Origin of the sequence: Streptomyces gobiensis (assembly GCF_021216675.1) — a bacterium.
Lineage (GTDB): Bacteria > Actinomycetota > Actinomycetes > Streptomycetales > Streptomycetaceae > Streptomyces > Streptomyces gobiensis.
This window is the reverse complement of sequence record NZ_CP086120.1, coordinates 1034792-1059247: the sequence shown is the minus strand read 5'-3', so window position 1 is coordinate 1059247 and position 24456 is coordinate 1034792. Positions and strand designations below refer to the sequence as shown.

The window sequence follows — 24456 nt, the reverse complement described above, 5'->3', positions numbered from 1 at the left end:
CAGAGTCCCTGTGCTGACCGTCGATTTTTCCCGGTTCCCGCTCGCCGCGGGCGATCATGTCCTCGATCTGGGGTGCGGCGCCGGACGCCACGCCTTCGAGTGCTACCGACGCGGAGCGCGTGTCGTCGCACTCGACCAGAACACCGAGGAGATCCGCGAGGTCGCCAAGTGGTTCGCCGCCATGGAGGAGGCCGGTGAGGCCCCGGCGGGCGCTACCGCCACCGCGATGGAGGGTGACGCGCTCAACCTGCCCTTCCCCGACGACAGCTTCGATGTCGTCATCATCTCCGAGGTGATGGAGCACATCCCGGACGACAAGGGCGTGCTCGCCGAGATGGTCCGGGTGCTGCGCCCCGGCGGCCGGATCGCCGTCACCGTGCCGCGCTACGGCCCGGAGAAGATCTGCTGGGCCCTCTCCGACGAATACCACGAGGTCGAGGGCGGCCATATCCGTATCTACCGCGCCGAGGAGCTGCTGCGCAAAATGCGCGAGGCCGGTCTGCGGCCCTATGGCACCCACCATGCGCACGGCCTGCACTCGCCGTACTGGTGGCTCAAATGTGCATTCGGTGTGAATAACGACAAGGCGCTCCCCGTTCGCGCGTACCACCAGCTGCTGGTCTGGGACATCATGAAGAAGCCGCTGGCGACCCGTGTCGCCGAACGCGCCCTGAATCCCCTGATCGGCAAGAGCTTTGTCGCCTACGCGACGCTGCCGCACACGCCCGCCGTCCACAGCACGGACGAGGACGGCGCGTGACGAGCCCGGAGCGCACTGAACGGCTCATTCTTCCCGGCGTACTCACCGCCGAGCAGGCCACCCAGACCGTGGCGGGCATCGCCGCCACCCAGCGCGCGGACGGCGCCATCCCCTGGTTCCGGGGCCACCATCTCGACCCCTGGGACCATATCGAGGCCGCCATGGCACTGGACACCGCCGGGGAACACGACCGTGCCGAGGCCGCCTACAACTGGCTCGCCAGGCACCAGCTCCCCGATGGCTCCTGGTACGCCGCCTACGCGGACGGCGACGCCGACACCCCCACCGACCGGGGCCGGGAGAGCAACTTCTGTGCGTATATCGCCGTCGGCGTCTGGCACCACTATCTGTCGACCGGCGATGAGGCCTTTCTGGAACGTATGTGGCCGGTGGTGGCCGCGGCGATGGAGTTCGTACTCGGGCTCCAGCAGCCGGGCGGCCAGATCGGCTGGAAGCGGGAGCCCGACGGCACCCCGGTCGCCGACGCCCTGCTGACCGGCTCCTCCTCCATCTACCAGGCGCTGCGTTGCGCGCTGGCCCTCGCCGAGTACCGCGAGGAGCCACAGCCCGACTGGGAACTGGGCGTCGGCTGGCTGGGCCACGCGATCCAGCACCACCCCGAGCGCTTCCTGGACAAGTCCCGCTACTCCATGGACTGGTACTACCCCATCCTCGGCGGCGCCCTCACCGGGCCGGCCGCCAAGGAACGCATCGAGGAACACTGGGACCGTTTCGTGGTACCGGGTCTCGGCGTGCGCTGTATCCTGCCCAACCCCTGGGTCACCGGCGGCGAGAGCGCCGAACTCGCGCTGGCGCTCTGGGTGATGGGGGAGTCGGACCGTGCCCTGGACATCCTGAGCTGGATTCAGCACCTACGGGCCGCGAACGGCATGTACTGGACCGGCTATGTCTTCGCCGATGACGCGGTCTGGCCCGAGGAGCAGACCTCCTGGACGGCGGGCTCCATCCTGCTGGCCGTCGCCGCCCTGGGCGGCGACGAAGCGACCATGCAGGTCTTCAGCGGCGAACGCCTCCCCACCGGCCTCCCCCCAGACTGCTGCTAACGCAACGCCTTGCGGGCTCCCCGCCCCGCCCACCTGTTGTGGGCACTCGCAGCCCCGCGAGGGGCTGTGGGTGGGCACAACACCGCCCACCGGCCCGCACCTGGCCAACCCCACCCACGGCACCCCGCAGCCGGGCGAAGCCCCGTCGCCCCGCTCCCACGCGGCGCTCTACGCGCCCTGAGCACGCGTACGGGAAACGAGTTACAGGAACGAGTTACGGGCCCGCCTGCCCCAGGCCCGCGACGAAGCGGGAGAGGTCCGTGATGACGCGGTCGGGATCCTCCCAGTGCACCATGTGCCCGTGATCCTCGTACACCACGAGCTGGGCACCGTGAATGGTCTCCACGATCGTCTCCTGGTCGCTGTGCGGGATGAGTTCGTCCTGGTCGCCCCAGATGACCAGCGTTGGCACCAGGATCCCGCCCAGGGTGGCGCGCAGGTCTGTTTCCAGCAGCCCGCGCAGGGTCTCCTGCCAGACGCGTGCGGGAGCCTTGAGGCTTTCCTCGACCATCCTGTCCAGATGCTCTTCGGGCACCGGACGGCTCACCAGGCCGGTCCTGAACGGCTCGACGGCCGCCCGGTCGAGAGGATCCCGCAGCGCCTCGGCGGCCTCCGCCATCCCGGACAGTCGTGGGTTGTCCGTCAGGGTGGCAGGGGCACCGATGAGGACCAGCCCCGCGACCCGGTCCGGGTGGCTGCCCGCGACGATGCGTGCGGTCACGCCGCCACTGGCCGTACCGACGAGCACCGCGCGGTCGATCCCGGCGGCGTCCATGAACTCCACCAGGTCGGAGGCGAAATCCTCGGGCCGGTAACCGCCCGGGGGCCGGTCGGCTTCACCGTGACCGCGCTGGGTGGGTGCGTAGCCGTGGAGGGAGACCGGGAGTCGGCTGAGCACCGTCTCGAAGGACGCCCACGACTCGGTGACGGCGTGCACGAACACGACGGGTGCCCCGGCTGGGTAACCCGCCTCGGCATAGGGGAGCGTGAGCCCGTTAGCGAGCTGGGCCTTCTTGAGGGCGATGGTGGTCATGGCATGCAGGGTGCCATCACCCGCACCACCGGCGCCCTTCCCGCGCCTCGTAGGGGTGTCACTTGCTCCCATCAGATGACGGGCGGGGCTCGGGGTCCCGGTCCAGGCCGAGCAGCCGTTCGGCGACGACATTGAGCTGGACCTGGGTGGTGCCGCCCGCGATGGTCAGGCAGCGGGACATCAGGAAACCGTGCACCGCCCGCTCGCCCGGACCTTCGCGCAGCGCGCCCGCCGGACCCAGCAGCTCCAGCGCCAGTTCGGCGGTCTTCTGCTGGTGCTGGGTCTGGATGAGCTTGCGGACGCTGGCGCCCGCGCCGGGCTCCAGGCCGGAGAGCTGTTGGAGGGTGGTGCGCATGGTGATGCAGGACAGCGCGTGGGCCTCGGCTGCCAGCGCGCCGACACGTTCCCGGACGGTGTCGTCGGCGGCCGTCGAGTGCTCGATGAGCGTTTCCAGGCCGGTGTCGAAGGTCAGCTGGTCGGCCATGTGGACGCGTTCGTTGCCCAGGGTGTGGCGGGCGACCCGCCAGCCGTCGTTCACCTCGCCGATGACCGCGTCCGCGGGGAGCAGCGCGTCGTCGAAGTAGACCTCGTTGAAAAGAGAGTCTCCGGTGATCTCCTTGAGCGGGCGGATATCGATGCCGGGGGTGTTCTTCATATCGACGACGAAATACGTCAGCCCCTTGTGCTTGGGGGCGTCCGGGTCCGTACGGGCCAGGAGGATGCCCCAGTCCGCCCACTGCGCGGCGGACGTCCACACCTTCTGGCCGTTGACCCGCCAACCGCCCCGGGCGGTGCGCTCGGCCTTCGTACGCAGCGAGGCGAGGTCGGACCCGGCGCCCGGCTCGGAGAAGAGCTGGCACCACAGGACATCACCGCGCAAGGCGGGGCCCAGATGGCGTTCCCGCTGGGCCTGGGTGCCGTAGCTGATCAGCGAGGGCACCACCCAGGTGGCGATTCCCAGGTCGCTCACTTTGACGCCCGCCGCCGCCAGCTCCTGCTGTACGGCGAGCTGTTGGACTGGCCCGGCGCCAAGGCCGTAGGGCTGCGGCAGATGGGGTGCCGCGTAGCCGGTGGGCGCGAGGGCGCGGCGGGCGGCGGCCGGGTCAAGGCCCTTGACCGGCTCGATCGCCGTACGCGCCTGCTCCCGGTACGGCTCCGCCTCGGGCGGCAGCTCCAGGCGCAGTTCCCGCCGGGCGCCCCGTGCGGCCAGCCGTGCGGCACGCAGCCGCTGGGTATCGCCGGTGCCGAGCAGCTGGCGCGCCACGACCGCGCGGCGCAGGTACAGATGTGCGTCGTGTTCCCAGGTGAAGCCGATGCCGCCCAGGATCTGGACGCAGTCCTTGGTACAGCTGTACGCGGCGTCCAGGGCGGTGGCGGCGGCCAGGGTGGTGGCCAGCCCCCGGGATTGGGCGGTGTCATCGGCGGCCCGGGCCGCGTCCCAGGCCAGGGCGCGGGCCTGTTCGACGCGGACCAGCATATCGGCGCAGAGATGCTTGATCGCCTGGAACTGGCCGATGGGCCGCCCGAACTGCTCGCGCACCTTGGCGTATTCGGCCGCTGTTTCCAGCGCCCAGGCCGCGGTGCCGCAGGCCTCGGCGGCGAACAGGGCCGCCGCCAGGTCCCGTACCAGATCCCCGTCCACCGGCAGTTCCCGCCCGGCGGGCACGGTGACGCTCTCGGCGCTCACCTCCGCCGTGGCCCGGGTGGGGTCGGCACTCTCCTGCGTACGGACCCGTAGCGCCCCGGCGTCCACCGCCAGCCATACGGTCCCGCCCACCGACCCGGCCGACCCTGCCGCCGCCGCCGTCTCCGCCGAGAGCAGCAGCAGATCGGCGTCCCCCGCCCCCAGCACCGGCGGGGCGGTGCCGTCCAGCACATAGCCGCCGCCCTCGACGGCGGCCGCGGTCAGCGAGCCGGCGCCCAGTGCGACGGCGCCGATCCGCCTGCCCTCGGCCAGGGCCCGTACGAGCTCCCCCTGGCCGGCCCGGTGCAGCAGCTCGGCGGCGAGGGCGCTGGGCAGATACGGGCCGGGCAGCGCGGCCCGGCCGGTCTCCTCCAGCACTACCGCCAGATCGAGCAGCGTGCCGCCGCCACCGCCGTACGCCTCCGGCAGCTGCGGCCCCAGCAGCCCCTGCTCGGCGAGCCCGTCCCAGTATCCGGGCCGCCCGCCCCTGCCCGGCGAGTCCAGGAGCTTGCGCGTCTCCTCGGGCGGCACGGCCCGCGCCGCCCAGCCGCGTACGGACTCGGCCAACTCTCGGTGCTCCTGCGAGATCCCGATCCCCATGCGGGCACAGTAGAACACGTTTCATTCCGGTGGAAGGGGAGAAGGGGCCTCCCCGTACACCTGCGGGGCCGGTAGGGCAGCATGGGCGGCATGACGACACCCAAGCCCGATATCGTCGCCGCCTTCGAGGAGGCGAAGGGTTTTATGCCCCGCCATGAGGGCCTTGCCCTCTACGCGGCGGCGGCCGACTCCGCACGGCTGGGCCTGCCGCTGCTGGAGGTCGGCACCTACTGCGGCCGGTCCACCATCCTGCTCGCCGACGCCGCCCGCCAGGCGGGGGTGATGGCGATCACCGTCGACCACCACCGGGGCAGCGAGGAGCAACAGCCCGGCTGGGAGTACCACGACCCGAGCGTGGTCGACCCGGCGGTCGGCCGGATGGACACCCTCCCCACCTTCCGCCGCACCCTGCACGCCGCCGGGCTTGAGGAGCACGTCATCGCCGTCGTCGGCCGCTCACCGCAGGTCGCGGCCGTATGGGGCGGCGAGCTCGGCCTCGTCTTCATCGACGGCGGGCATACGGATGAGCACGCCACCGCCGACTACGAGGGCTGGGTGCCGCATCTCGCCGACGGCGGCCTGCTTGTGATTCACGATGTGTTCCCGGACCCGGCCGACGGCGGCCAGGCGCCCTACCGGATCTACCGCCGCGCGCTGGACTCCGGGGGATTCAGTGAGGTGTCGGCCACCGGATCCCTGCGAGTGCTGCGCCGTACGGGAGCCGGGCTCTGACGATGTCGCTCGGCAGACGGCTCTTTGTCACCCTGGCCCTCCTGCTGCCGCTCGCCCTGGCGGGCGGCCTGGTGTGGCTGTCCATATCCACGCGGCGGGCCGGGGACGAGGCCCGTACCGAGGCTGAGGCCAAGGCCCCAGGCCCGGAGCCCACGGCCACTTCCGCGGCCACTCCTACGGTCGGCGATCCCGGCAAGCCGCTTCACGGCAAGGTGATTGTGCTCGACCCAGGCCATAACCCCGGCAATCGCGACCATGCCCGGAAAATCTCGCGTTCCGTTGATATAGGAACCGGGCGAAAGGCGTGCGATGCCGTCGGCGCCGCCACCAATTCCGGCTATCCGGAGGCGGAATTCACGCTGGAGGTCGCCCGTAAAACCCGTGATCTGCTCCAGGAGCGTGGCGCCACCGTACGGTTCACCCACGATGCCGATCGCCCCTATGGACCGTGCGTCGACGAGCGGGCGAAGATCGGCAACCGGGCCGAGGCGGACGCCGCGGTCTCCATCCACGCCGATGGATCCGCCCAGCGGAATCGCGGATTCCATGTGATCGTGCCCGCGTCCGTGCGGCGGGGCGCCGCCGACACCACCGGGATCACCGCCCCGTCCCGCCGCCTCGGCGAACGGCTGGTGGACCGCTTCGCGGCCGCGACCGGCACCGAACCCGCGAACTACCTGGGGGAAAGCACTCGTTCCTCCGCCCTGGTGACCCGCGGCGACCTCGGGGGACTCAACCTTTCCCGGGTCCCGAAGGTCTTCATCGAGTGCGGCAATATGCGCGATCCGCAGGATGCCGCCCTGCTCACCGACCCGGACTGGCAGCGTAAGGCGGCGCGAGGAATCACGGACGGCATCGCGGCCTATCTCACAGGGAAGCAGTAGCGGGACCCGTGTCTTCTCGCACCCGATTCATCCGTACGATGGGGGCCGCCCCCGTGATGACCAGACCACGACGACGAGATCGACTAAGGATCTGACGTGAACAACCGCTCGCTCACTCGAGGCGACGCAGTGGTGATCGGAGCAGCGGTTCTGCTGTTCATCGCCTCCTTCCTCGGCTTCTATTCAGCCAAAGGCTGCGACGGAGACGACTGCTCCGTGAACGCCTGGGAGCCCGCCCTGTTCCCAGTGCTGCCGTCGGTGTTCCTCGCCGGGGTCATCGCCGCCGCGCTCATCGTGGCCGGGCGTTTTCTGCCCGCGGAACGGAAGCTGGTCGGCCTGACCCTCCCCCAGTGGGGTACGGCGCTCGCGGTGTTCGCCGTATGGTCCTCGTTCTGGGGCCTCTTCGGGGGCGGCGAGAGCGTCAACCCCGGCGTCGGGGGGATCCTGGGCTTCCTCGGCACGCTGATCCTGGCCGGTGGCGCGATCGCCACGACCCTTGTCCCGGCCCTCCAGGCCCCGCTGATCCCGGCGAGCGCCCCGCCGCAGATGGGTTACCAGCCGTACGGTGCGGGCCAGCAGCCCGGGTACGGCTACCCCGGCGCCCCGCAGCAGGGCCAGCCGCAGCCCGGCTATGGGTACGGCTACCCGGGCGGCGCCCAGCAGCCCGGCCAGCCGCAGCCCCACCAGCCGCAGCCCACTCCGCAGGACCCGCAGCAGTCCTACGGCGGCCAGCCGCAGCAGCCCCAGCAGGGCCAGCCCCAGCCCCAGCCCCAGCCCCAGCAAGCCGCAGCCCCGGACCCGAACTTCCAGCCGTTCTGGTTCGCCGTTCCGGTCCCACGCCCGCTCTTCGGCGAGGACGGCTCCCCGGCCCCGGTCGCCGAGCTGGCGCCCGGCACCTGGTACCTGGCGGTTGAGCAGCGCGGCCAGGCGCTGATCGCCCAGACGCAGGACGGCCGTCGCGGCCTCCTCCAGGACACCTCGGGCATCCAGCGCGGCTGAACTGCCCTTCGCGCCCAAAGCCGTGGTCCCTCGCCCTTCCGGGTGGGGGACCATTGCCATACACTCCCGCGCCATGCGACTCGGCCTGGCGCTCGGCTACTGGGGGCGTGGTCCCAACCCCCACCACCTCGAACTCGCCCAGCTGGCAGAGAAGTTGGGATATGACTCGGTATGGACGGCGGAGTCCTGGGGCTCGGACGCCTTCACCGCGCTGACCTGGATCGCCGCCCACACCTCCCGTATCAGGCTGGGCACCGCCGTAGCGCAGATGGCCGCCCGCACCCCAACCGCCACCGCGATGCACGCGCTCACCCTCGACCATCTCTCCGGCGGCCGGATGATGCTCGGCCTCGGGCTCTCCGGCCCACAGGTCGTTGAGGGCTGGTACGGACGCCCCTTCCCCGCCTCCCCCCTGACCGCCACCCGCGAATACGTCGACGTGGTCCGCCAAGTCCTGCGGCGAAAGGCCCCGGTGGAGCTGGACGGCCGTTTCCACCCCCACCCCTACCGGGGCCCGGACGGCACGGGTCTGGGCAAGCCGCTCAAGCCCATCACCCACCCACTCCGCGCCGAACTCCCCATCCTGCTGGGTGCCGAGGGCCCGAAGAACATCGCCCAGACCACCCGTATCGCCGATGGCTGGCTGCCGCTGTACTGGTCACCGATGCGCACGAACGTCTACGAAGCGTCACTGGCCGCCGTCCCGGATACGTTCCTGATCGCCCCCATGGCCCAGGCCCGCGTCTGCGACGACATCGCCGAAGGGCTGCTGCCGGTCAAGGCGATGCTCGGCTTCTACATCGGCGGCATGGGGCACGCCGCCCGTAACTTCCACGCCGACCTGATGGCCCGTATGGGCTTCGAGGCCGAGGCACGCCGCATCCAGGAACTCTTCCTCCAGGGCCGCCGCGATGAGGCCATCGCAGCCGTACCGGACGCCTTCGCCGACGAGATCTCCCTGGTCGGCCCCCGCGAGCGGATCGCCGAACGGCTGGACCTATGGCGCACGGGCCCGGTCACGGACCTACTGGTGACCGCCCCCGACCCGAACACCCTTCGCACCCTGGCCGAGCTCGTGCCTACATCTCCCTGACAGCTGCTCGTGACCGGCACATCCGGCGCGGTGGGAACGGGCGTGGGCTTCTCCGGCTTCTGTAGATTGGGCTTTGCCCAGGCGGGCGGCGGTGGCAGATACCGCAGCAGCCGCTGCCGTACGAAGCCCCTGGGCGAGCGCACCCCCTCACCAGGGCCACCACAAGGGCTATCGCGAAGAGGGCGATGGCAGTGGCGATGACAGTGACTGCAATGAATTCCCCCATGGCGTTCCCCCTGTGCTGTGCCATGCCGTATCTACGATGAGTACCCCGGCCCGACCGGTCTCAAAGTTGACCTGCACAGGGGCTGGCACCCGCTGTCCCTCGACCGGGGGACACCGCGGGATGGCGTCCGTTCTCAGTGATCGTGACCTGTTTTTCTTTCTCTGTCGCTTAGCCGACCGAGCACTTGAGAGGCTGTATCACGATGCTGTTCGCACGGAGCCTGTTCCTCCAGATTCATGATCATGATGAAGCGTTCCGGCTGCTGTGCAGCATTTCGGCTGCTGGTGAGGAACACGGCGGCTGGGAAAACGAACGTATCGCCTCCCTTGTCGACGACCCGGAGCTGGCCTACAAGATCAGTCGACATGGTGCTGACGAGGACAAGCACGGCCGTATCTTCCGTGGCCTCTTGAATAAGCGCGGGCTTGAGGAAGTGTCATTCCCCGAAGAGCTCGACTATATGAGGCAGCTTGAGCGCCAGGGTATTGGCGTCGCGCACAGTGCCTTGCGGCGCGGCGAACCCCTGGGTGCGGACGATGTCGTCGACTATCTGGTGCACAGCCGGGTCACCGAGCAGCGGGCCGTCGATGAGTTGCGGTTGATGAGGACGGCTCTTGCCGAGCGTCCCGATATGCTCCGCGTGCTGACAGTGATCGGCCGCGATGAGGACACGCACCTCGCCTACGCTCATGAGGAGCTGTTGCGTCTCGCGCGCGGTGACCGAGAGCGCGCTGTGTTGATCCGGCGTCAGTTGCGCCGGACGGCGCTCGTGGAGATCCGGGTCCACCGGGATGTCAGCCTCGCCGTGATGAGCCGCATGGGCGGCATCCTGGGGTGGTCGAAGGTCAGGGGCCGACTGCTGTCGTGGGCCATCCGGGCGACGTATGTGTACGAGCGTTGGGGCGGGTGGCGGCGCATGACCAGGTTGAAGATGCCCGCGCCTGAGCTGCGCAACGCGCTCGGACGTCCGGCTCGCGTCGAGCGCGCGTAGCAGCGCTCGCGGGTGCGTGGATGAGCAGGCGCATATGAGGGGGCAGGCACCCTGGTGCTGGCCGCTCCTTGGCCATCTGCCCCAGTTCAGCAGGCGACCGTGGGACTTCTTGGGATCGTTGTCCGCCCACGGTGATCTGGTGCAGATCCGGCTCGGACGGCAGCCTGGCTTTGTCGCGTGCCAGTCCGGGGTGGCACGGCAGGTGCTGGCGGACCTCCGTACGTTCGACCGGTCAGGCCCGGCGTATGAGCGGGTACGGAAGGCTATAGGGGACGGTCTCGCCACAGCGGCGCACGCGGACCACCGCCGTCAGCGTCTGCTCTTGCGACCGGCGTTCACACCGCAACGGATGCCTGAGTACGCGGCGGTGATGCACCGAGAGATTCAGGGGACTGTGGAGCGGTGGCAACAGCACCAGGTCGTCGATCTGGTGCAGGAAATGTTCTCCCTCACCGCCAGCGTGGCGTTGCGTACGTTGTTCTCCTCCCGGATCGGCCGCCAGGCCACCGCCGAGCTGCGGGACTGCTTCGGGGTCTTCTTGCGGAGCACCATCACGCAGATCGGGTTTCCCGGCATCCGGCATGTGCCCACGCCGGGAAACCGTCGGTACACCAAGGCATTGGACCGCTGGCGGGCCCAGGTCGGGGGGATCATCGGCGACGCAAGGGGTGCGGGGAATGAGCATCAGGATGTGCTCGCCTGGCTGCTGGCCGCGCGGGACGACCAGGGCGTGCGACTGACGGACGCTGAGGTGTCCGACCAGGTCGCGGTCCTGCTCCTGGCCGGAATGGAGACCACGTCCGCCGCCCTGGTATGGACCCTTCAGCTGCTGGGCCGCCACCCGCTGGTTCTTGAGGAGCTGCACGCCGAGGTCGACGATGTGCTGGGTGGTCGTATCGCCGACTGGAACGACCTGCCCAGGCTGGAGCTGACCGGCCGGATCGTCAAGGAGGCATTGCGCCTGTATCCCCCGGCGTGGTTTCTGGCCCGGTTCGCCTCACATGAGACCTGCCTGGCCGGTGTGCGGGTACCCAGCGGAAGCATGGTGGTGGTCAGTCCGTACGCCCTGCACCGCCGTCCCGACGCGTACTCCGATCCGTACCGGTTCGATCCCGAACGCTGGCGTGATCCGGCGGTCGGCCGCACGGCGGCGGCCAGCGGCCGTTTCCTTTCCTTCTCGGCAGGACCGACCAGGTGCCTCGGCGAGTCATTCGCCCTTGCCGAGAGCACACTGGCGCTGGCTTCCATTGCTGCGTGCTGGCGATGGCAGCCCCATCATGACTGGGCGGCGGTGCCCTCAGCGCCCAGAGCCGTCCTGGTTCCGCAGGCTCTCCCCGTCCGGCTCTCACGACGGTGAGGGTGTTGGAGCGGCATGCAGATAGGCGGCCAGCTGCTTTACGCGGCTGTCGTCGGCTTCGTAGACGGCACTGAGGATCTCCGGACGCAGCGCGATGGAGCGGCCGAGCCGGTCGAAGGATTCCTGGGCCTGCCGCCTGCGCATGCTGGTGAGCGCTTCGGTGCCCAGGAAGTAGGGCAGCCGGAGCCCGAACTCGATCGACGTATCGGCTGTCTCGGTCGCATACAGCTCTGTCGCCGTTTCCGTGGTCATCGTCTCCAGCGGCGCACGACCGGGCGTGAACATCGCGCAGGGCCCTTGCTCGGCGGCGGACTCCACGATGAGGCCGGCCAGGTACCGGGCGATCACCGGCGAGCTGTGGAATCCGTCCCGGTAGGTGCCGGTGGCGAACAGCAGACCCGGCATGGGGGAGCGGCCGATGAGCGGAAAGGTGTCGAGGGTGATGGGCCGGTTGCCGTAGTGCCAGCGCCGTACCGAGGAGAAGCCGATCCGCCGGTCGAACTGCTCCATGGCGAACCGCAGCAGGGATTGGGCGATGCCGACGCGGGGGCCGTCCGGCGGGTCGAACAGCGCGATATTGGTCGCCCCGATGTACTCGGTGCCCCCACCCAGCGGAACGAGGTGGAGGCCGCAGCCTCCGGACCGGGTGGGGGTGCGGACGACATGCCCGAATCCGGGGCCACGGTGACGCCGGGTTTCCACCGCGAACCCGGTGCCATGCAGCATGGGCTGGACCATGCCGACGGGCAGCTCCTCGATGAGACGCTGTGTCGGGGAGCCCGCAGCGAGAACGACGGTGTCGGACGTGACCGTTTCCCCCGTGGACAGCCGCACTCCGGTGGCGCGCTCGCCCACGGTCACCAGTCCCGTCACCTCGCCGGGAATCTCCACGACCCCCTGTCGGCCTGCCGCTGCCTCCAGTGCCGCGAGCACCGCGCGGGCGTCGACCGCGCCTTCACGTTCGAGACAGAGGGCGCGCACCGGGTGCTCCGGAGGGAGCGCGTCCAGGCCCTCGATGTCCTGGATGTCCACCTCCTCGTGCGGTTCGCCGTGTGCTTCCGTGGCGGCGCGGACGGCCTCGAAGTTCTGGACGGTCCCAGGTGTGGCCTGAGCTCCGAGCAGCAGGAGAGTGCCCGGCGTCCAGGCGTCGAGCGGCGCTGGAGATCCGGTGCTTTCCACCAGCCGGTCGAGCCATTGCGGCCAGGCGTCCAGAGCATCGCGGGCGAGTTCGAACTTGGCGCGGGACGCGGGATGCGCGCCGGTGAACCGGGTGACTTCCGCGAAACAGTTCAGCATGGCTCCGGCCGCCACCGTGGCCGAACCTGGGCGTGCCGTGGGGCCGATGACCGCGATACGCAGGCCCGGCGAGCGAACCGCGGTTTCGAAGGCGATCGACAGTCCCAGAACGCCGTTCCCAACGATCACCACGTCAGCTGTCGTCCGCTCCGCCACGCGTGAGACTCCTCGCCAGTGCTTCAACCGGATCTGAGGTCACAACCGGACACTGTAGGCGGGCAGGACTGGGGAGTCCGACGACCCGCCCGTGGGCTCCGCCTGTGGGCTCGTACGGAGGTATGGATCAGTAGTGGTAGCGGGCCTGGAGGATGATGACCTCGCTGTCCTTCACCTGGTAGACAAGGCGGTGCTCGTCGGTGATACGGCGGGACCAGGCTCCGGGTGCCATGTGTTTGAGGTGCTCCGGCTTGCCGATCCCGGTGAAGGGGTCGCGCAGTACGTCATTGATCAGCCGGTTGATGCGCTTGGCCACCTGCCGGTCGGTGTTCTGCCAGTACAGGTAATCGGCCCAGCCGGCGGGGTGGAACGCGAGCTTCACTCGCCGCTCTCTTCGCCCTCGACCGGGATGAGGTCGCGGTACTCGTAGTTGCCGGTGGCAACGTCCCGCACGGCGCGCAGCAGGCGCTCCGCGTTGGCGGGGGAGCGGAGCAGATACGCCGTCTCCTTCAGGGACTCGTACTCCTCGGCGGGGACGAGGTAGGCAGTTCCGGCGCGGGAGACGATCTCCACGGCGGTGGCGTCGTCGTTCACTTCCTCGATCAGGGGGAAAAGACGCTTGCGGGCCTCGCTGGCGGTTATGGACATGTGCACTCCTTTTGAGTGGTACCAGGTAACGGTACCAGACTGAGTCGCCGGGAGCGATAGTGCGGCGGCCACGCCCGGAACCATCGCGGTCGCCCCCCGTACACGCCCTGCTACCTCAGCGCGCCCCTTCACCGAGGGGGCGCGGGGTGTGACGCTGGGCAGCCATCGGGTCGGCCGCAGAGCTGGTCTTTGAAGGGGGCCTCATGCGTCGTACGGACTATGGCGTAACTACTGCCTTGGCGGGCTGCCGCCGTGGCTTCAGACAGTGGCGGGGCGAAGGTCCTCGCGTCCGTTGGCGGGGTCGGATATGAGGGGGCATCAGGCGGGGGAGGGCCATGGCGAGCTAAGGGCCGGTGGCAGTCGGGCGGCCACGCCGGTCCGGGTCGTCTGGCAGGACGAGGGCATCCCCATGGGGGCGCTCTTCGATGACCGGGTGGATGACCGGATGGAGGCTCGGGAGGCTGCCGTTCTGCCGGTGGCCAGCGCCTCTCCGGTCGATTGCGGGGCGGCGGCTGACGAGGCCGGGGCCGATACGCGGCCCTCGGAGGCGTCGCGGCGGCTGTCCGAGGCGGGTGATCCTGAGCTGGTGGAACACCCTGGTCCGACCCGGCCGGGCTGGGTCGCGGCTCTGGTGGGGCTGATGGCGCTCGCGGGTGCGGGCTGGCAGTTGTGGCTCGGCGGCGGCACGCGGCAGCACGCGACGCCGCCGTGGCAGTGGGCGGTGGTCGGCGGGTGGGGAGTTCTCGCCGCGATCGCCTTCGGGGGTCTGAAGCGGGGCCGGGTCGGCAGCGTCTGGACGCTGACCCTGTTCGGCCGCTATCGGGGAAGCGTACGGCGCACCGGGCTGGTGTGGATCAACCCGGTGATGCGGCGTCGGCGGGTCGATGTACGGCTGCGGCACTGGCGTAGTGAGCCAATGCCCGCGGTGGACGCCCAGGGGGTGGCGCTGCGTGTCGTGGTCCTGGTGGTGTGGCGGGTCCGGGACACCGCCCGTGCCCTGCTGACCGTCGAGGACCACACCGCGTATCTGCGCGAACGGGTGGAAGCGGCGTTGGTCCGGGTGCTCTCGCGGCTGCCGGCCGACGCCTTCCAGGGTGACATGCCCACGCTGCGCGATGTGGAGGCGGTGGGCGAGGCTCTGACGAGTGAGCTGTCTGCCGAGTGCGGGTCCGTGGGGATCGACGTCTTCTCCGTGCAGCCCACCCGTATCGAGTACGCGCCCGAGGTGGCCGCCGCCATGCGGCGCCGCCGGGTAGCCGCCATCGACGCCCAGCACCGCGACAGTGTGCTGACCGATGTTGTCGACGCCGTGGGCGACACCGTGCGCCGTCTCACCGCCAGCGGGCTCCTGGAGCTCGACGACTACGAGCGCAAGGTCCTGGTCAAGGACCTGACCGTCGCCTTCTACACGGCGCGGAGCAGCGCCGGGGAACAGAGTTGGGAGCAGTGAGAACCATGCCCGCACCGGAATTCACCGAAGAGATCCCCGCCGACTGCCGCTGTGTCTTCTGTACGGGGGCCGCCGTGGAGACGGCCCAGCGGCACGGCGGCGTACCGCGGCGCTGCACCGCACGCCAGGCGATCGCGGCCGCCGTGGGCGCGGCCGCGCTGCTGGGGGCGGGCGCCGGCACCGCGGCGGCGGAGCCCGCCCCCGCGCGCCCCGGCTGGGACGGGAGCGTGTACTGGTACAAGGACTCCACCGGCTGGTGGCGCTGGACCGCGCACTATGACAAGTACCGGCGCCACATGGGCGGAACGGCCCGCCCGGCCAAGGCTGTTTCCTCCCGTTCCTACCGGCAGACCGCCGTACGGCGGCGCGAGCCCGTCTTCCGCGGCAAGCAGGGCTGGGACCCGGTGGACCGGGTGTACTGGTTCAAGTCCGGTGGCCACTGGTACTGGACCAGCCACAAGAGCAAGTACAAGGCCCGTACGCGGGCAGCAGGGTCCGGCAGCTCTGCCAAGGCCGCTCCCAAGGCCGCTTCCAAGGCCGCTTCCAAGGCCGCTTCCAAGGCCGCCGTCAAGAAGCGCTCCACCCGCTCCACCACCTCGCGCGGTCGGTCCCCGGCCCGTTCCGGCCGCTGGACCGCCCCGGTCTCCAGCTACGTCTTCACCGGCTCCTACGGCCAGCGCGGCGGTTGGTCGAGGGGCTACCACACCGGTCAGGACTTCGCGGTCCCCACCGGCACCGCCGTATCCGCGGTCGGTCCCGGCCGAGTGGTCGCGGCGGGCTACAACAGCTATTACGGGTACGAGATCGTCGTCCGGCATGCCGATGGCAGCTACACCCAGTACGCACATCTCGCCCGTATCCAGGTGGCCGTCGGACAGAGCGTGTCCGGGGGCCAGCCGATCGCGAGGTCCGGCGCCACGGGTAATGTCACCGGCCCGCACCTGCACTTCGAAGCCCGCACCACGCCCCACTTCGGCTCGGACGTCAATCCACTGGCCTATCTCCGCGCGCGGGGCGTCAGCGTGTGAGGCGTCGGCGTCTGAGGCGTCGCGTCTGAGGCGTATGTGACTCGTGACTGATGGCAGGTCAGCCCCCGGTCCTAGACCTATATCCGCATGTACGGGGCGCGGTGTGGCTGCGACCATGACCGGATGGCCCAGTGCACTCCTGAACCCGGAACAGTCAGCGGTAAGCGCACCACCACCCCTCGGCTGTGGGTGGTGGTGCTCGTCGCGTGCGCCGGGCAGTTCCTCGTCGTACTCGATGTCTCCGTCGTCAATGTGGCACTGCCGTCCATGCGGGCTGATCTGGGGCTGAGCGAACTCGGCCTGCAGTGGGTGCTGAACGGCTACACGCTCACGTTCGCGGGATTTATGCTGCTCGGCGGGCGTGCGGGGGACATCTTCGGGCGTAGGCGGATGTTCCTGGTCGGGCTCGGGATGTTCACCGGGGCCAGCCTGGCGGGCGGCCTCGCGCAGGAGCCGTGGCAGCTGGTCGCGGCACGGGCTGTGCAGGGGATGGGGGCGGCGGTGCTGTCGCCGTCGACCCTGACGATCCTCACCTCCTCGTTTCCGGAAGGACCGGCCCGGAGCAGGGCGATAGGGACCTGGACGGCCGTGGGCGCCGGGGGCGGCGCGGCGGGCGCGCTTGTCGGCGGGGTCCTCACGGACACGCTGTCCTGGCGCTGGGTACTGCTGATCAATGTGCCGATCGGTGCGCTGGTGCTCATCGCGGCGGTGCTGTGGCTGGCCGAGAGCCGGAACGGGAGTGGGCGGCGGCTCGATATGCCGGGGGCGCTGCTGGTGACCGGGGGACTGGGGGCGCTGGCCTACGGGATCGTGCGGACCGAGTCCGTGGGATGGACGGCGATCGGTGCGCTGGGGCCGCTGGTCGGCGGGCTCGCGCTGCTCGGGGCGTTTGTGGCCGTGGAGGCCCGGACGAGCGTGCCCCTGGTGCCGCTGGGGCTCTTCCGTAGGCGGTCGGTGTCAGCGGCGAACATCGCCATGTTCGTCAACGGCATGGCGATGTTCTGCATGTGGTACTTCATGTCGCTCTATATGCAGAACGTGCTCGACTACACCCCCATTCAGACCGGCCTCGGCTTTGTCCCGCAGTCCCTGACCATTGTTCTCGGCTCCAAGCTGGCGCCCCGGCTGATGCTCTGGACCGGCGCCAAGCGGCTGGCCGTCCTCGGCTCCCTCATCGCCGCCACCGGCTATGTCTGGCAGAGCGGTCTGCAGGTGAACGGCGGCTACTTCGATACGGTCCTGGGCCCCGGTCTGCTGATGGCGCTGGGCGCTGGGCTCGCCGCGACCCCGCTCGCCACGGTGGCCACGGCGGGCGCCGCGCCCGGCGACGCCGGGCTGGTCTCGGGGCTGGTCAACACCTCACGGTTCATGGGCGGTGCGCTGGGTCTCGCGGCGCTGTCGACCCTGGCCGCGTCCCGTATCGACGGGGGCACGGAACCGGCCGGCCAGGCCGCGGGATACTCGCTGGCCTTCCAGGCCGGGGCCGGGATTCTGCTGACCGCTGTGGTACTGATGATCTTGGCACTGCCGGGCAGCGAGGAGGAAGCCTCACATGCATGACCTTCCCAGTACGGGCCGCCGTGTACTCGTCAGCGGAGCCTCCCGAGGACTCGGCCGCGCGCTGGCCCAGGAGTTCGCCGCCAACGGCGACCAGGTGGCGGTGCACTACGCCGCACGGCGCGCGGAGGCGGAGGAGACCTTCAAAAGTCTGGCGGGCGAGGGGCATACGCTGCTCAGCGCGGATATCTCCGACCCCGGCCAGGCGGCCGGACTGGTGGCGGAGGCGGCCTGGGAGCTGGGCGGCATCGATGTGCTGGTGAACAACGCCGCCGTCAGTTCCCCGCACCCGCCCGCCACCACGCCGTACGAGGAGTGGACGGCCGCCTGGCGACGGCACACCGGGGTCAACCTCCTGGGTACGGCTCACCTCAGCCATCAGGCCGCCCAGCACATGATCGAGCAGGGCGCCGGCGGCCGTATTGTCAACATCGGCTCCCGCGGCGCGTTCCGGGGCGAGCCCGACCATCCCGCGTACGGCGCTACCAAGGCCGCCGTGCACGCGCTGGGCCAGTCCCTCGCGGTGGCGCTGGCCCCGCATGGGATCGCGGTGGCGTCCGTCGCTCCCGGCTTCATCGAGACCGAGCGGGTCGCCCACCGGCTCGGCGGTGCGGAGGGTTCGGCGATCCGTACACAGAGCCCGTTCGGACGGGTGGCGGAGCCGGAGGAGATCGCGGCGGCGGTGCTCTGGCTCGCCTCGCCGCAGGCCCAGTGGGCCTCGGGCACCGTTCTTGATCTCAACGGTGCTTCGTATCTGCGGACGTAAGCAGATGTAAGCGGAGGTAAGGAGCGGCGCTAGCTGACGGGACGTCAGCCAGGGGTATTCCCAAGTCTGCCGGGGTGCGTTATATATGGGGCCACTGGCTAGAACGTGTTCTTGTTCGGGGATGCGTTCCGGCCGGTCCCGTACGACCCCGGCGCGGCTGACGGTGCGGACGGCTGGGCCGGGGTCTTCCACCGCACCCCACCGTGGCCAAGGAGCACCTGCCCCATGCCCATCGATGTCGCCAAAGCCCTCGCCGCCGAGCCCGCTACCGTGGAACTCTGCTGGGGCCACAAGGACGTTCAGCTGTACCACCTGGGTCTGGGGGCGGGTGCGCCCGCCACCGACCCCGGCGAGCTGCGCTACACGCTGGAGAGCAAGCTCCAGGTGCTGCCCAGCTTCGCCACCGTCGCGGGCGGTGGCATGGCCATCGCGGGCGGGATCTCGACATCCGGCATCGACGTCGATCTCGCCGCCGTGCTGCATGGCGCGCAGGCCATCGAGCTGCACCGGCCCATCCCGGTGAGCGGCGCCGCCACTCAGACGTCCAAGATCGCCGCTGTCTACGACAAGGGCAAGGCCGCGGTCATCGTGCTGCGCTCCGCGGCCGCCGACGCCGACGGGCCGCTGTGGACCTGCGACACCCAGATCTTCGTCCGCGGCGAGGGCGGCTTCGGCGGCGAGCGTGGCCCCGCCAGCCGCCTCGACCTCCCCGAGCGGGAGCCGGACCGCGTCCTTGAGCGGCCCATCCGGGAGGATCAGGCCCTCCTCTACCGGCTCTCCGGGGACTGGAACCCGCTGCACGCGGACCCCGAGTTCGCCAAGCTCGCGGGCTTTGACAAGCCGATCCTGCACGGGCTGTGCTCCTACGGCATGACCCTCAAGGCCGTCGTCGACACGGCGCTGGACGGGGATGTCACCCGGGTCAGGGGCTACCGCACCCGCTTCGCGGGAATCGTCTTCCCGGGCGAAACCCTCCGTATCCGCGCCTGGCAGCTGGACCCCGGGCGTATCCAGGTGTCGGTCACCGCCGTCGAGCGGGACGACGCGCCAGTGCTGGCCGACACCCTCATCGAGCACACGTAGCACCGCAACCATCACGGGAGGCGCCGGTTCAGGCGCAGTGAGGAGAGCCGTACCGTGCGCGCAGCCGTACTGCAGGAGATCGGCCAGGACAAACTCGAAGTCCTCGATGATGTCGAGGCGGTGGGGTTCGGACCTGGGAAGGTCCGGATCCGTATCAAGGCGACCGGGCTGTGCCACTCGGATCTCTCGGCGATGAGCGGTGTGCTGCCGCAGCCCGCGCCGTTCATCCCCGGGCATGAGGGCGCGGGCGAGGTGCTGGACGTCGGTGACGGCGTCACCAGCGTCCAGCCCGGCGACCGGGTGCTGGTGAGCTGGCTGCCCGCCTGCGACGCCTGTGCGGCCTGCAAGCGCGGTCAGGGGCATCTGTGTCTGACCGGCTTTATGAACGCGGGCACGCCGAACTTCAAGCGCCCAGGCGGGGATGTCTTCGGGTTCGCCGGGACCGGCACCTTCACCGAGGAAGCCGTCGTGGACGCGGGCAGCGCGGTGCGGATCCCGGATGATGTCCCTTATGAGATCGCCGCGCTGATCGGCTGCGGGGTCACCACGGGGCTGGGCTCGGCGCTCAACACCGCGCAGGTCGCGGCCGGTTCCTCGGTCGCCGTCATCGGCTGCGGCGGGGTCGGTATCAGCGCCATCCAGGGCGCGCGGGTCGCTGGCGCCGCGCGGATCGTCGCCGTCGACCCGGTCGAGTCCCGCCGCGCGGCGGCGCTGCGCTTCGGGGCCACCGAGGCGGTGGCCCCCGATGGGCTGGCGGACGCCAAGCAGCAGCTCACGGCGGGTGAGGGCTTCGACTACGTCTTTGAGGTCGTCGGCAAGTCGGCCACCGCCCGGACGGCGTACGAGGCGACGCGGCGGGGCGGGACGCTGATCATTGTCGGTGCTGGGGCGATGGATGACTTCCTCCAGCTCAATATGTTCGAGCTGTTCTTCGACGAGAAGCGGATTCTGCCGTCCATGTACGGGGGCGGGGATGTGCACCGCAGCTACGACCGCGCCATCGCGCTGTGGCGGGCGGGCCGTATCGACCTGGAGGGGCTGATTACGCACCGGGTGCGGCTGGGGGAGATCAATGAGGCGCTGGATCAGATGCGGAGCGGGGAGGCGCTGCGGACGTGCATCACGGTTTAGGGGGCGCCGGGGTGGTGTGCGCCCCCGGCGCATGGCGGGCTTCGCCCCCCCCGGGGCCCGGGTTCGCCGGTGCGGTTTCGCCGCGCGGCGGGGCTTCCCCCCGCGGGGGGCTGTGGGGCGGGTTCCCGGGAGCCGGGGCTTTGGCCCGCGGCTGCGGGGGTGCTGTGGGGTGGGGTTCCCCTATTCCCGCCCCTTCCCGTAACCGGGGCTCGCGCCCCGGGCTCGCGCCCCGGGCCCGGTTCTTCAGGTGCGGGACGGTGGGTGGTGTTGTGCCCACCAGGCGTGGCGAGCTCCGCCCCGGGGCGGGCCGGAGCGTCGTGGCAGGTGTGGGTGGGTGGTTGCGTAGCAGGGCGGGCCCAACCCCTCGCGGGGCTGGGGGCACCTCCTGGGGGCACCTCCCTGGGGGCACCTCCCAGCGGTAGCTGGGGGAGGTAGCTGGGGGAGAAGTCTGGGGGAGATTGCCCACAACAGGGGTGGGTTGGGGAACGCTGAGATGGAAGGGGATGTGGATGTTGGCGCTGCAGGGGAAGACCGCTGTCGTTACGGGGGCGGGCCGGGGGATCGGGCGGGCCGAGGCGGTGGAGCTGGCCAGGCTCGGGGCCAGCGTCGTGGTCAACGACTACGGTCAGCCCGAACCGGCCGAGGACGTCGCCGCGCAGATCCGGGCGGCCGGTGGCCAGGCCATCGCGCACCTGGGCGATGTCGCGGACTTCGAGCAGGCCCGCGAGCTGGTCCAGCTGGCGGTCGATACCTATGGGCAGCTCGACATCCTGGTCAATAACGCGGGCATTCTGCGCGACCGGATGGTCTTCTCCATGAGCGAGGACGAGTGGGACTCCGTGATCCGCGTCCACCTCAAGGGGCACTTCAATACGACCCACTTCGCCGCCGCACACTGGCGCGAACGGTCCAAGGCGGCGGGTGGCGCGGTCTACGGCCGGGTTATCAACACGTCGTCCGAGGCCTTTGTCGCGGGCTCCCCCGGACAGCCCAACTACGCCGCCGCGAAGGGCGGCATCGTCGGGCTGACCACCTCGACGGCGATGGCGCTGGCCAAATACGGCGTAACGGCCAACGCCATCTGCCCGCGGGCCCGTACTGGGATGACCGAGGATGTGTTCGCCGGGGTTGAGGTCCCCGAAGGGGAGGGCCTCGACCCGCTGGCACCCGAACATGTCTCGCCACTGGTCGGCTATCTCGCCTCACCGGCCGCGGCGAAGGTCAACGGTCAACTCCTGGTGGTGCACGGCGGAATGGTCGCCGTGCTCGACCGCCCGAAGGTGGCCGTGAAGTTCGACACGGCCAAGGATGTCTTCAGCCATGAAGAGCTGGACGAGCAGCTTTCCCCGTACTTCGCGGAGCGCCCCGCGAATGAGACCTTCGCGGCGGTCGAGGTGCTGGGGCTCAAGAAGGGTTGATCTCTTCCTGGTTGGATTCCTGCGCCGGGCGGCGGTGGCGGCCCTGCGCGGGAATCCTGTTCTCCTCGGCGACGGCGGCCGGGCCGCGGTGCTTACCCCCGCCGCTGGTGTGCTCGCTCGTGGTCTCGGTCTGGGACTGGGACATCGTGAAGTAACTCCGTGGATTGCTTGCGCTACCCGACCCAATCCTAACCGTTGGCATGCCTATGGCAGCGGGGCCTCCTGCAAGGGCACCGGCTTGTGCGTGGTGTCGGCCGGTGGTTCGGCCCGTGGTTCGGTGAGCGGTTCGGAGGCGGGCGTCATGGGGTCCGGCTGCGGGGTCACCGGCTCGGTGGGCGGCTGGATCCGGGCCAGCCCGCAGGGCGCGTACGGCAGCCGCAGTTCACCGTTCCGGGTGAACAGACCCGTGCCGCGCAACCAGCCCTCCGGGGCGGTCAGCTGCCGCAACTCCCGTTCCGCAGGGCGCCATACGGCCACCCCGGTGCCGTTCGGCCCATCAACCCGCAGGGCCACCGCGCAGCTTTCCGGCATCAGCATCTGCCCGGGCTGTATGGCGAAGGGCAGTACCGAGACCCCATGGGGATGCAGCGCCTCAGGGAAACGGACCGGGCGGTGGCTGCCCAGCACACCCCAGCCGATCCGGTCATCACCGGGGGCGTTGGAGCGTACGAGGAGCAGTCCGCTGTCCGGATCGGCGAGCAGCAGCAGGTCGTCGCTGTCCTCGGCGATCTGCAACAGCGGGCTGGTCTCCCCGCCCCGCCCCAGATCCACCGCCACCGCCTTGGTGCGCCCGGCGGCGCCCGCCGCCGGGCCCTTACGGTTGAGCGCCAGCAGCCGCCCGTCGCGGTCCAGCCAGCCGCCGTCCCAGCAGTGGCCCGGCACCTCGGCGACCCGTTCCGGCCCCGAGCTGCCGCCTGCCACCTGCCATACGGTCGTGGACTGAGCGCCCGGGGCGAGGGCATAGGCGGACCGCCCGTCCGGTGCGGGCGGTAGCAGGGTGAGCCGATCACACTCCAGAGCGCCCAGCGAGAGTTCTCCGGTGGCCGGCCCGGTCGGGTAGAGCAGCACGAGCCGATGCCGTCCGTCGACCCGGCGGACGATGAGCACTCGCCCATCGGTCAGCGGCAAGAGCTGGCTGTCCGGCTCCTCCGGCTGATTTCCGGGGAGCGGTACGGCATACGGCTCCGGACCGTCCAGCGTCCAGCGCTCCGGATACCAGGCGTCACCACCGTCGGGCGCGACAAGCCGGGCCGCGTACGAACCATCCGCCGCGATCACGCAACCGGCGTGCTCGGCTGTCCCTCCGTCTCCCGTGGCGCCCTCGATGGCACAGGCTGTCATCGAAAGATCACCTCCAGCAACGACGCTAGTTTTCGCACTTGCTGCCGAACCATGCGAGTTGGGTCGCTTCACCCGTAAGGGTGTTGCTGTTCCGATTTTCCTGTGCGGGTGGGAGCGAGTGTGCATGGGGGACTGGGCTTTGTGGTGTCCGGTGCTGTCCGGGTGGTGGCTGGCGCGGTGGCTGCCGCGGTGTCCGGGCGATGGCTGAGCGGTGGCTGGGGCGTGGCTGGGCGGTGGCTGGTCAGGCGGGCGGGTGGGAAAGGTAGCCTTTCCACGTGCCCGCACTCTCCGATGTCATCGCCGCGCTCGACGCCCTCTGGCCCCCTGAGCGGGCCGAGCAGTGGGACGCGGTCGGAACGGTCTGCGGCGACCCCGACACCAAGGTGACCCGGGTCCTGCTGGCTGTTGACCCGGTACGGGAGGTCGCCGATGAGGCGATCGCCCTCGGCGCCGATCTGCTGCTGACCCACCACCCGCTCTATCTGCGCGGCACGACGACGGTCGCGGCCAGCACCTTCAAGGGCCGGGTCGTGCACGAGCTGATCAAGAACGACATCGCTCTGTATGTCGCACATACGAACGCCGACCGGGCCGACCCCGGGGTCTCCGACGCCCTCGCCGGTGCGCTCGATTTGCGGGTCCTCGGCCCCTTGGTACCCGATCGGGAGGACCCGGAGGGGCGGCGCGGGCTCGGCCGTATCTGCGAGCTGGCCGAGCCGCTGTCGCTGGCGGCCTTCGCGCAGTACGCCGCCGCCCGGCTGCCCGCCACCGCACAGGGCGTACGCGCCGCCGGGGACCCGGACCAGATGGTCCGTACCGTCGCGGTGTGCGGCGGCTCCGGCGACAGCCTGTTCGACGAGGTGCGGGCCGCGGGCGTCGACGCGTATGTGACCGCCGATCTGCGTCACCACCCGGCCTCCGAGGCCCTCGAACACTCACCGCTGGGGCTGGTCGACGCCGCGCACTGGGCCACCGAGTGGCCCTGGTGCGAGCAGGCCGCCGCCCAGCTCGACGCGATCTCCGAACGGCACGGCTGGGGCCTGCGTACGCATGTCTCCCGCGCCGTCACCGACCCCTGGACCGCCCACGCGGCCTCCGGGCCACACCACGATTACTCAGGAGCCCCCAACTGAACGCCGAGCCCGCCGACCAGATCCGT

The 24456-nt window shown here is 70.3% G+C and carries 23 protein-coding genes; 16 read left to right on the top strand and 7 right to left on the bottom strand.

Going from position 1 to position 24456, the window contains the following annotated elements:
- Positions 1 to 10: 10 nt before the first annotated feature.
- Positions 11 to 760, top strand: a complete 750-nt coding sequence (locus tag test1122_RS04910) for a class I SAM-dependent methyltransferase (RefSeq protein ID WP_232267926.1) — start codon at positions 11 to 13, stop codon at positions 758 to 760.
- Positions 757 to 1824 carry a glucosidase family protein gene (locus test1122_RS04905; RefSeq protein WP_232267925.1) on the top strand — a complete coding sequence of 356 codons (1068 nt, stop codon included), beginning with the start codon at positions 757 to 759 and terminating at the stop codon, positions 1822 to 1824. Before test1122_RS04910 ends, test1122_RS04905 begins: the two co-directional genes overlap by 4 nt.
- A gap of 214 nt (positions 1825 to 2038) precedes the next feature.
- Here the strand turns inward: test1122_RS04905 and test1122_RS04900 are convergent, their stop codons facing one another.
- Both test1122_RS04900 and test1122_RS04895 read right to left on the bottom strand, forming a co-directional pair.
- Positions 2039 to 2857 (bottom strand): alpha/beta fold hydrolase, encoded by an 819-nt coding sequence (locus test1122_RS04900; protein ID WP_232267924.1) that lies wholly within the window; start codon positions 2855 to 2857, stop codon positions 2039 to 2041.
- Positions 2858 to 2915: 58 nt separating this feature from the next.
- Positions 2916 to 5141, bottom strand: a complete 2226-nt coding sequence (locus tag test1122_RS04895) for an acyl-CoA dehydrogenase family protein (protein WP_232267923.1) — start codon at positions 5139 to 5141, stop codon at positions 2916 to 2918.
- A gap of 90 nt (positions 5142 to 5231) precedes the next feature.
- On the opposite strand from test1122_RS04895, the gene test1122_RS04890 reads away from it, so the two are divergent.
- From test1122_RS04890 to test1122_RS04865, 6 genes are all read left to right on the top strand, one after another.
- Entirely contained in the window at positions 5232 to 5873 is a 642-nt protein-coding gene (locus test1122_RS04890) for a class I SAM-dependent methyltransferase (protein ID WP_232267922.1), read from the top strand.
- 2 nt (positions 5874 to 5875) lie between these two features.
- Complete coding sequence (locus tag test1122_RS04885) at positions 5876 to 6757, top strand: N-acetylmuramoyl-L-alanine amidase (RefSeq protein ID WP_232267921.1); 882 nt, start codon at positions 5876 to 5878, stop codon at positions 6755 to 6757.
- 96 nt (positions 6758 to 6853) lie between these two features.
- On the top strand, positions 6854 to 7756 hold the full coding sequence (locus tag test1122_RS04880) for a DUF5336 domain-containing protein (RefSeq protein WP_232267920.1): 903 nt from the start codon (positions 6854 to 6856) through the stop codon (positions 7754 to 7756).
- A 73-nt stretch (positions 7757 to 7829) separates the two neighbouring features.
- The gene (locus test1122_RS04875) at positions 7830 to 8849 is read left to right on the top strand and encodes an LLM class F420-dependent oxidoreductase (protein ID WP_232267919.1); all 1020 of its coding nucleotides are present in this window, start codon (positions 7830 to 7832) and stop codon (positions 8847 to 8849) included.
- 428 nt (positions 8850 to 9277) lie between these two features.
- Positions 9278 to 10066 carry a ferritin-like domain-containing protein gene (locus test1122_RS04870; RefSeq protein ID WP_232267918.1) on the top strand — a complete coding sequence of 263 codons (789 nt, stop codon included), beginning with the start codon at positions 9278 to 9280 and terminating at the stop codon, positions 10064 to 10066.
- A gap of 34 nt (positions 10067 to 10100) precedes the next feature.
- On the top strand, positions 10101 to 11423 hold the full coding sequence (locus test1122_RS04865; protein ID WP_277879794.1) for a cytochrome P450: 1323 nt from the start codon (positions 10101 to 10103) through the stop codon (positions 11421 to 11423).
- Here the strand turns inward: test1122_RS04865 and test1122_RS04860 are convergent.
- The 3 genes from test1122_RS04860 to test1122_RS04850 form a co-directional block, all read right to left on the bottom strand.
- On the bottom strand, positions 11412 to 12875 hold the full coding sequence (locus tag test1122_RS04860) for an NAD(P)/FAD-dependent oxidoreductase (RefSeq protein WP_232267916.1): 1464 nt from the start codon (positions 12873 to 12875) through the stop codon (positions 11412 to 11414). The two genes, test1122_RS04865 and test1122_RS04860, sit on opposite strands and share 12 nt — an antisense overlap.
- Positions 12876 to 13002: 127 nt before the next feature.
- The gene (locus tag test1122_RS04855; protein ID WP_232267915.1) at positions 13003 to 13257 is read right to left on the bottom strand and encodes a Txe/YoeB family addiction module toxin; all 255 of its coding nucleotides are present in this window, start codon (positions 13255 to 13257) and stop codon (positions 13003 to 13005) included.
- On the bottom strand, positions 13254 to 13523 hold the full coding sequence (locus test1122_RS04850; protein ID WP_232267914.1) for a type II toxin-antitoxin system Phd/YefM family antitoxin: 270 nt from the start codon (positions 13521 to 13523) through the stop codon (positions 13254 to 13256). Before test1122_RS04850 ends, test1122_RS04855 begins: the two co-directional genes overlap by 4 nt.
- 307 nt (positions 13524 to 13830) lie before the next feature.
- Between test1122_RS04850 and test1122_RS04845 the strand changes: the two genes are divergently transcribed.
- From test1122_RS04845 to test1122_RS04815, 7 genes are all read left to right on the top strand, one after another.
- On the top strand, positions 13831 to 14973 hold the full coding sequence (locus test1122_RS04845; protein WP_232267913.1) for an SPFH domain-containing protein: 1143 nt from the start codon (positions 13831 to 13833) through the stop codon (positions 14971 to 14973).
- 5 nt (positions 14974 to 14978) lie between these two features.
- On the top strand, positions 14979 to 16001 hold the full coding sequence (locus test1122_RS04840; protein WP_232267912.1) for a M23 family metallopeptidase: 1023 nt from the start codon (positions 14979 to 14981) through the stop codon (positions 15999 to 16001).
- Positions 16002 to 16124: 123 nt separating this feature from the next.
- Positions 16125 to 17561 (top strand): MFS transporter, encoded by a 1437-nt coding sequence (locus test1122_RS04835; protein WP_232267911.1) that lies wholly within the window; start codon positions 16125 to 16127, stop codon positions 17559 to 17561.
- A complete protein-coding gene (locus test1122_RS04830) occupies positions 17554 to 18324 on the top strand; it encodes an SDR family NAD(P)-dependent oxidoreductase (protein WP_232267910.1) in 771 nt (256 codons plus the stop codon). The genes test1122_RS04835 and test1122_RS04830 overlap by 8 nt, the downstream gene beginning before the upstream one ends.
- Positions 18325 to 18549: 225 nt before the next feature.
- Positions 18550 to 19407, top strand: coding sequence for a MaoC/PaaZ C-terminal domain-containing protein (locus test1122_RS04825; RefSeq protein WP_232267909.1), 858 nt, complete (start codon positions 18550 to 18552; stop codon positions 19405 to 19407).
- Between the two features lie 54 nt (positions 19408 to 19461).
- The gene (locus test1122_RS04820; protein WP_232267908.1) at positions 19462 to 20538 is read left to right on the top strand and encodes a Zn-dependent alcohol dehydrogenase; all 1077 of its coding nucleotides are present in this window, start codon (positions 19462 to 19464) and stop codon (positions 20536 to 20538) included.
- 509 nt (positions 20539 to 21047) lie between these two features.
- Complete coding sequence (locus test1122_RS04815) at positions 21048 to 21956, top strand: 3-oxoacyl-ACP reductase (RefSeq protein ID WP_422396928.1); 909 nt, start codon at positions 21048 to 21050, stop codon at positions 21954 to 21956.
- On the opposite strand, the gene test1122_RS04810 is transcribed toward test1122_RS04815, so the two are convergent.
- Positions 21943 to 22101, bottom strand: coding sequence for a hypothetical protein (locus tag test1122_RS04810; RefSeq protein ID WP_232267906.1), 159 nt, complete (start codon positions 22099 to 22101; stop codon positions 21943 to 21945). The two genes, test1122_RS04815 and test1122_RS04810, sit on opposite strands and share 14 nt — an antisense overlap.
- Positions 22102 to 22160: 59 nt before the next feature.
- Positions 22161 to 23297, bottom strand: a complete 1137-nt coding sequence (locus test1122_RS04805; protein ID WP_232267905.1) for a hypothetical protein — start codon at positions 23295 to 23297, stop codon at positions 22161 to 22163.
- A gap of 275 nt (positions 23298 to 23572) precedes the next feature.
- Between test1122_RS04805 and test1122_RS04800 the strand changes: the two genes are divergently transcribed.
- Positions 23573 to 24430 carry a Nif3-like dinuclear metal center hexameric protein gene (locus test1122_RS04800; protein WP_232267904.1) on the top strand — a complete coding sequence of 286 codons (858 nt, stop codon included), beginning with the start codon at positions 23573 to 23575 and terminating at the stop codon, positions 24428 to 24430.
- The last annotated feature ends 26 nt before the right edge of the window (positions 24431 to 24456 follow it).

Coding starts and splice junctions, on each gene's coding strand:
- test1122_RS04845 (WP_232267913.1), top strand. CDS start 13,831: ATGAGGGGGCATCAGGCGGGGGAGGGCCATGGCGAGCTAAGGGCCGGT.
- test1122_RS04830 (WP_232267910.1), top strand. CDS start 17,554: ATGCATGACCTTCCCAGTACGGGCCGCCGTGTACTCGTCAGCGGAGCC.
- test1122_RS04805 (WP_232267905.1), bottom strand. CDS start 23,297: ATGACAGCCTGTGCCATCGAGGGCGCCACGGGAGACGGAGGGACAGCC.
- test1122_RS04810 (WP_232267906.1), bottom strand. CDS start 22,101: ATGTCCCAGTCCCAGACCGAGACCACGAGCGAGCACACCAGCGGCGGG.
- test1122_RS04850 (WP_232267914.1), bottom strand. CDS start 13,523: ATGTCCATAACCGCCAGCGAGGCCCGCAAGCGTCTTTTCCCCCTGATC.
- test1122_RS04895 (WP_232267923.1), bottom strand. CDS start 5,141: ATGGGGATCGGGATCTCGCAGGAGCACCGAGAGTTGGCCGAGTCCGTA.
- test1122_RS04815 (WP_422396928.1), top strand. CDS start 21,048: ATGTTGGCGCTGCAGGGGAAGACCGCTGTCGTTACGGGGGCGGGCCGG.
- test1122_RS04900 (WP_232267924.1), bottom strand. CDS start 2,857: ATGACCACCATCGCCCTCAAGAAGGCCCAGCTCGCTAACGGGCTCACG.
- test1122_RS04825 (WP_232267909.1), top strand. CDS start 18,550: ATGCCCATCGATGTCGCCAAAGCCCTCGCCGCCGAGCCCGCTACCGTG.
- test1122_RS04840 (WP_232267912.1), top strand. CDS start 14,979: ATGCCCGCACCGGAATTCACCGAAGAGATCCCCGCCGACTGCCGCTGT.
- test1122_RS04890 (WP_232267922.1), top strand. CDS start 5,232: ATGACGACACCCAAGCCCGATATCGTCGCCGCCTTCGAGGAGGCGAAG.
- test1122_RS04885 (WP_232267921.1), top strand. CDS start 5,876: ATGTCGCTCGGCAGACGGCTCTTTGTCACCCTGGCCCTCCTGCTGCCG.
- test1122_RS04865 (WP_277879794.1), top strand. CDS start 10,101: ATGAGGGGGCAGGCACCCTGGTGCTGGCCGCTCCTTGGCCATCTGCCC.
- test1122_RS04870 (WP_232267918.1), top strand. CDS start 9,278: ATGCTGTTCGCACGGAGCCTGTTCCTCCAGATTCATGATCATGATGAA.
- test1122_RS04835 (WP_232267911.1), top strand. CDS start 16,125: ATGGCCCAGTGCACTCCTGAACCCGGAACAGTCAGCGGTAAGCGCACC.
- test1122_RS04875 (WP_232267919.1), top strand. CDS start 7,830: ATGCGACTCGGCCTGGCGCTCGGCTACTGGGGGCGTGGTCCCAACCCC.